This window comes from Vreelandella gomseomensis (genome assembly GCF_031451645.1).
Lineage (GTDB): Bacteria > Pseudomonadota > Gammaproteobacteria > Pseudomonadales > Halomonadaceae > Vreelandella > Vreelandella gomseomensis.
On sequence record NZ_JARWAI010000013.1, the window covers coordinates 117,538 to 123,896 of the forward strand.

Consider the following 6,359-nt stretch of genomic DNA (forward strand, 5'->3'; position numbering starts at 1 on the left):
GGCAGCCATGGCAAAAGCAGTGTTAGCGTTAAGCACCCTATTACTTATCAGCGGTTGCGCTCACAACAGCAATACCGAAACCTCCGACGCGACCGACTCAAACACGTCAGCCGAACAAAGCGCGCCCCACCATCAGATGACCGACCAGTGGGTCGGCCGATGGACTGGCGTAGAAGGGTTATTCCTGGAAATCAGCAAGGACGAGTCGGCAGGCCCGGGCCATTATCTCCTTCACATGCGCTACGGCCTGGATGCCGATCAAATCGGCACTTTCGAAGGGCAGGCCACCGACGAGGGCATTCGCTTCAACCGCGGGGACGGCCCACAGATGCTTCGTGCGGGCGACGGCGAAGCCACCGGTATGAAGTGGCTAATGGAAAAAGAGGACTGCCTGGTAGTCGCAACAGGTGAAGGCTATTGCCGCGACTGACCTCGTCTGGCACCAGCCAACCCGCCAACTTCTCGCGTAGCAAAATAAGACCAATGCTAATCAGCGTGTAACTAAAAAAGTGCACCGCGTGGATCATTAATACGCTAGCCGGTATATCCCCCTGATCAGAAAACACCATAAATAACGATGAAACGACATCAGGCAATTGACGTAACGTCGTCCATAACCCCATTAGCGCAATCAGGCTTGCGACCAGCGGGCGTGTTTGCATCCTTGGCATAGATTCCTCTGTACGAAAAGCGTTGTAGCTTGAGTGGCGAAGCGGTGTAAGGGCCATCAGCGTGACGCGTATTGTTATGCGCTGCTAGACATCCTGCCGTTGCCCAATACACATCAGCGCCGTCGGCTCCAAGTCTGAGGGTAACCTCAGTGCTTGCTTCACCTTCAAATCATCAAACCCTGCTACCAGGACACAGCCTACTCCGAGCGCCGTACTCAAAAGATGGATATTCTGCGCTAAAGCACCAGCTTCCATATACACATAGCGAGCACCGCGCTCCCCCTGAGGTGGCTGACGTTCAAAGTGCCGAACCGCCTCCCCAAGTTTCGCTGTAACGCCGATGACGATAGCCGCCTCTTTCAACCATGGTTGATCGCCGATACCTAGCGCTAGCATGGTGTCTTCCGGCACACGATCACCGACAAGCTTCAGCGAATGGCTGTCATCCATATACTCATAAATACCAGGCTCAAGACCTGATACTCGTTGCACCGCGATTCGCAGATGGAGCGGGTATAACCCACCGGCCGATGGCGTTGTTCTTTTTTGGTCTGGTCCGGTGCTTCCCTGAGCCGACCAAAGCAACTGGGACAAGAGGCCTAAGGGTAAAGGCGCCTTTGAGTAATGCCTTATACTGCGACGAGCCTCAATACACCCAACCAATGGTTCAGCGTTTTGCAATTCTGGTGCAGGTAACTCGAAGATCATGCATTGACTCCCTATGCATAACGTAGAGCAAAGCGGCAGGCCGTCAGGGACTTCCGCCTACCGCGGTTTGTTAGTTCACTCACGACGAGCCAGCAAAAGCCCAATGCCAGCACTACCCAGTAGACCCGAGCAAATCCGGTTGAACACACGACGCATCGAAGGTCGAGAAAACCAATGACGCAATACTTTCCCGACAAATGCATACCCGGCTATCGCTATCCATTCAAGTACCAAAAACAGGATGCCTAGCACCAGGAACTGAAATCCTACAGAACCGGCAGGGTCGACAAACTGAGGCAAAAAAGCGGTGAAAATCAAAATAGCCTTAGGGTTTCCGGCCGCCAGAAGAAACTCTTGCCGCCCCAATTGGAGCAAGCTTCTTCCTCCAAGGGCTTCATTTTCATTGTCAGAAGGATCTGCAGTCCACAATTGAAAGGCAATCCAAAGCAGATAAAGGCCTCCGACAACCTTTATGATGAGAAATAACTTTTCAGATGTGTGCAGCACGGTGGCAAGCCCCATCGCCGCAAGCGTAATCATGCCCACGAAGGCAACCAGCCGACCGACACCGGCATAGCAAGCAGCTCTGACGCCGTACCGCTTTGCGTTAGCCATTGACAGGAGATTATTGGGCCCAGGCGCCATGTTCAAAGCAAAGCATGCTGGTATGAACAACAAGATCGTCATTAGCGACACAGCTAATTCTCCTTTTTGAACGCCCGCAGCACCGGACAATTTGAAGCGCCAGCGAAAAGTTGCTCCGAATGATGGCGCTTGTTAAACGGCTCAGGTCACTACGGTAGATTGGTGATGCAGCATTTGCCAGCGACCATCTTGCTTTACCCACACAGAGCTTCGATAGGCTATTTCCCGAGCTGATTTTATCGACCGATACGTAACCAAAATGTGCTCATTTCCCAATGATTTGAACTTGAAATCACTGAGCTGATAGGTGGTTGTGCTCGGAGTATTGGCGCTGTCTAGTACGTCACTCTTACGGATCACCACTCCAGAGCTACCGAACTCAAGAAACTCATCTGAGAGTAACTCCTGAAGACGAGCAGCATCCTTTCGGGTGCCAAGATCAACCAACTCCATTTCTAAAGATTCAATTTCTCGGAAAACGTCCATTGCTGATTCCATTTAACTTTTATTAGCTCGACGAGGATAATAGCCATACAGGCCGTTTGATCAAAGTGCAAACGACACAAGTCATTATTTATGGTTTGTAGCGTGTCGGGGCAATAACAAACCTCAGCAGCCCGTTGCCGAGCGTTAACAAGACCGCAAAGCCGAGCACCGAACCAGCTTGCCGCGCGTCCGGGCCATCCACCAGCGTGTAAGCCGCGATAAAAGCTCCCTTGCCAAGGACAAGGAAAATAGCGCGAGGGGTTCTGGCGATACCGGTTTTCAGGTAGCCATTGCTTACAAGAATGATCGAAATACGAAAAGGCTATTAGCCCGTCACTTCAGAAAAGTGACCCGATTTATCCAGGGTGTATTCGCCAAAATCCCGCGCCAAATAAAGCGAGCCGGAATAGACGCTTTGAGCTTCTGTGCGGATGTCCTCAATGGAAGGCGATGCGTGGGGGTTGGGCTGGTAACGGGGGCTGAAGTGCGTCAGCACCAGGTTGGGGAGCTGTATCGACTCGGCAAACGTGGCGACCTGCTTGGCATAGCTATGCCCAAAGTCACCGGCCTTTTCGGCCATGGCTTCAGTGTAAGTCGCTTCATGCACCAGTACCTGCGCCTCGGCGCATGCTTCCGACAACAAGTCGGGCTGGTCATTATCTCCGGCGATCACCACTTTCCTTGGCTTGTGTTTCGAGATCAGGAAGTCACGGCTTTTTAACCGCTCGCCCGCAAATTCAATATCCATCCCTTGCTTCAACTGCCCCCACAACGGCCCTCTGGGAATCCCCTTTTGTGTCAGCTTACCCACGTCCAGGGCCGCTTCCACCTTTCTCTCCGTGAATCCATAAGCATAGGACATCGCCCGGTGTGAAAGCCTGTGGGTAGCAACCGAGATGCGCTCAAACTCGACGCTTGGCAGATCATCAGAATCGACAAATTCCAAGGCGAAGGGTAACGATAGCTGGGTGGCCTCAAAGGTGGCGTCCAGCCATGTCTTGATGCCCGCGGGCGCCACAATGGTCAGCGGCTCCGTCCGGCCGTTCATGGCCGCACTCGCCAGCATGCCCGGCAAGCCATAGCAATGGTCGCCGTGCACGTGGGTAATCAGGATGGCATTCAGTGAATTCAGCGACAGCTTGGTGTGCAAGACCTGATGCTGGGTGCCCTCACCGCAATCTATCAGATACCAGCCCTTCCCCTTGCTCTCGCGCAACGCGACCCCGGCGACGTTTCTGCTTTTGGTGGGCACACCGGCGGAAGTGCCGAGGAAGAGTAAGTTCATAACTTGTTGGTGATCTCTCTAGAGTTCAGGAGTAGCTTTCGTTAAGCGGCTTCAAAATCCAAAGGGTGAAGATCGTCCAAATTAAGTGTGCTGCGAGCCATCCATAGGTCATACATATCCTGCATTGCCAGCCAGCTTTCCGGAGTGCGCCCGAGAACCTTCGACAGACGTAAAGACATTTCAGGGCTGATACCGCTATTCCCTTTGAGCAATCGTGACAGCGTAGAGGGTGAGACGCCTAAACTGGAAGCCAACTGACGAGAACTGATACCAAAAGGCTCCAAGTATACCTCCCGAATGAATTCACCAGGATGCGGCGGGTTATGCATCGTCATCAGTGATAATCCTCATAATCAAGAATGTAAGCGTTGCCGTCTCGAAATTCGAACTTCATGCGCCAATTTCCGTTAACCCGAATCGATCACCGTCCTTTGTCTTTACCTTTCAAGGGATGAAGCCGAAAACCGGGAATGTCCATGTCTTCCACCGACGAGGCGGTATCCAGAGCAGCTAGCTGCATACGCAGTTTACCGGCGTGGTCAGGCTTTATGCCCGCCGTGCTGCCGGTGGAGTAGAACCGCTTCAGTCCTTTGTGGCGGAATGATTTGATCATGAGGACATTATAGCGCGTTGCGCATCACGCACCAATAAAGTTGATTATTTTATAACCATGGAGAAGGGTAGGGTCATTGATCCCGAGCCTTACTAATGAAATTCTCTAGCAGAGCGTTTGCACGCTCAACATCCCGTTCGTAAATGAATAGATGATCCAACACGGCACCGCACTGGGGGCCTGCCTTGATCCCTTCATTATTTAGCAATTCTAAAACAGGACGAAGGAATCCGATGACGTCGAAGGGAAGGTCTCCATCCGTTGAAACGACACGGAACGGACCGAAGTAACCCCTGACAGGGACTTCGGATTTCAAGCGTTCAAATGCTATTTCCTCGACTATCGCCGACACACCCGCTTGGTCGCGAATCAAACAGCTATAGCGGCCATCACATTCGACAAACACGCTAGCAGCATCAGCGGCGGATACATCTCCTAGCTCTAACATCCAGTACCGTTCAGGCCAGATTTTCAACTTCATATTCGCCCATACTGCAATCGGATCAATAGACATCCAATCCTCCTATTAGACGACCACCCAATGCCTGCAGCATGCGCGCCCATGAAATGGAGCCGAGGGTGAAATGTAAAGGGCGTCGCCGGAAACACTGCTTGGTCGGTTCAAAATCGAAGCTAACAAGCGGGTGCCCTACCAATCGCTGATCAAGGCTTGGCTTGCGGATGATGTAAACGACAGCCGTCGTACCTGAGGTGCTAACGCCGAAACACACAGCGGGGCCACTCAATGGTGGTGCCCGGCGGCCATCGGCCGCGTACTAGGTTTTGTCTAAAAAGTTAGCTCGCAAGCACCGATCTATGCAGGCGAGACATATCATCGCGCGAAAGCTGCTGGCCAGCTTGTCAAAACGCGTGCAAATTCGCCGCAACTCTTTCACCCAACCAAAGTGGCGTTCGATGATATTCCGCTGCCGGTACTTTGGCTTATCGATCTCTCTTGGCAGCCCTGGTCGGGGCTTTCGGTGCATCTTGCGGTTACCGATGACAGGCTTCATTCGATGACGATCGCAGTAACGACGCAATTCATCGCTGTCGTAGCCCTTATCTGCCACCACATAACGACAGCGTTTGCGAGACCGGCCTGACGGGCTAGGAAGACGCACTTGCTCCAGGGTCGGAATGAAATGACGCGTATCCGAGTCCTGCCCGGATGACAGCGTGAACGTCAGGGGAAAGCCATGAGCATCGCAAACCATGTGGATCTTGGTAGTCAAGCCTCCCCGGCTGCGGCCCAGCGCATGACTTAGCGGTTCGTCAGGTCCCCCTTTTTACCGCCTCCCGAGGCGGCGCGTGTTGCACGAATCGTCGTCGAGTCGATCATCCAGGTATCTAGATCCATCAGGCCATCCTCGCGCAGCCTCAGCTGTAGCCGGGCCAGGATGGCCTCGAAGGTGCCATCATCACGCCACTGGCGGAAACGGTCATAGACTGTCTTCCAAGGCCCATAGCGCTCCGGTAGGTCACGCCACTTGGCCCCGGAGCACAGGATCCAGAAGATCCCGTTCAACACCTGGCGGTCATCACGGCGTGGACGCCCCCATCGTCTGGGGCGGGGAGACGATATCTTCGATCAGGGCCCAACCATGGTCAGAGATCTCGTAGCGTCCTGCCATACGTCACCTATGCAGCTTCAACATGGGAAAAATTAGCAGATTCGATTTTTCAGACAAAGCCTAACCTTAAAATGGGGTTGCCAAGCATTGTATATCACTACTAGATGCTCTTTTATTCATTAAGATTTAGCCTAAAATGGGACATTGGCAATTTCACTTAATTCTTTTTCTAGCCGATCTACTAAACTAGACAACTTGGCCTTAGTTTTCTCACGATTCTCATCGCGATAACTCGGCCGCAAATTCTGAGTGCAACACCTGACCAAACCGGTAGGGTGTTGTATCCATGTCATATTCTGAACTCTGCACTGAAGAACGTG

7 protein-coding genes and 2 pseudogenes are annotated in these 6,359 nt (G+C 52.7%); 1 reads left to right on the forward strand and 8 read right to left on the reverse strand.

What is annotated here, in order from left to right:
* Positions 1-7: 7 nt before the first annotated feature.
* Positions 8-430 (forward strand): hypothetical protein, encoded by a 423-nt coding sequence (locus QC815_RS15795; protein ID WP_310540858.1) that lies wholly within the window; start codon positions 8-10, stop codon positions 428-430.
* A 325-nt stretch (positions 431-755) separates the two neighbouring features.
* On the opposite strand, the gene QC815_RS15800 is transcribed toward QC815_RS15795, so the two are convergent.
* The 8 genes and pseudogenes from QC815_RS15800 to QC815_RS15835 form a co-directional block, all read right to left on the reverse strand.
* A complete protein-coding gene (locus QC815_RS15800; protein WP_310540860.1) occupies positions 756-1,379 on the reverse strand; it encodes a SagB/ThcOx family dehydrogenase in 624 nt (207 codons plus the stop codon).
* 75 nt (positions 1,380-1,454) lie between these two features.
* Positions 1,455-2,075 carry a LysE family translocator gene (locus QC815_RS15805; RefSeq protein ID WP_310540861.1) on the reverse strand — a complete coding sequence of 207 codons (621 nt, stop codon included), beginning with the start codon at positions 2,073-2,075 and terminating at the stop codon, positions 1,455-1,457.
* A gap of 90 nt (positions 2,076-2,165) precedes the next feature.
* Positions 2,166-2,510 (reverse strand): nuclear transport factor 2 family protein, encoded by a 345-nt coding sequence (locus tag QC815_RS15810; RefSeq protein ID WP_310540864.1) that lies wholly within the window; start codon positions 2,508-2,510, stop codon positions 2,166-2,168.
* 325 nt (positions 2,511-2,835) lie between these two features.
* Positions 2,836-3,795 carry a ribonuclease Z gene (locus tag QC815_RS15815; RefSeq protein ID WP_310540865.1) on the reverse strand — a complete coding sequence of 320 codons (960 nt, stop codon included), beginning with the start codon at positions 3,793-3,795 and terminating at the stop codon, positions 2,836-2,838.
* Between the two features lie 41 nt (positions 3,796-3,836).
* Positions 3,837-4,130 (reverse strand): HigA family addiction module antitoxin, encoded by a 294-nt coding sequence (locus tag QC815_RS15820; RefSeq protein ID WP_310540867.1) that lies wholly within the window; start codon positions 4,128-4,130, stop codon positions 3,837-3,839.
* Positions 4,130-4,408: pseudogene (locus tag QC815_RS15825) on the reverse strand (type II toxin-antitoxin system RelE/ParE family toxin). The gene QC815_RS15820 and the pseudogene QC815_RS15825 overlap by 1 nt, the downstream one beginning before the upstream one ends.
* 73 nt (positions 4,409-4,481) lie before the next feature.
* The gene (locus QC815_RS15830; RefSeq protein ID WP_310540869.1) at positions 4,482-4,922 is read right to left on the reverse strand and encodes a hypothetical protein; all 441 of its coding nucleotides are present in this window, start codon (positions 4,920-4,922) and stop codon (positions 4,482-4,484) included.
* Positions 4,923-5,184: 262 nt separating this feature from the next.
* Positions 5,185-6,039: pseudogene (locus QC815_RS15835) on the reverse strand (IS5 family transposase).
* Positions 6,040-6,359: the final 320 nt, after the last annotated feature.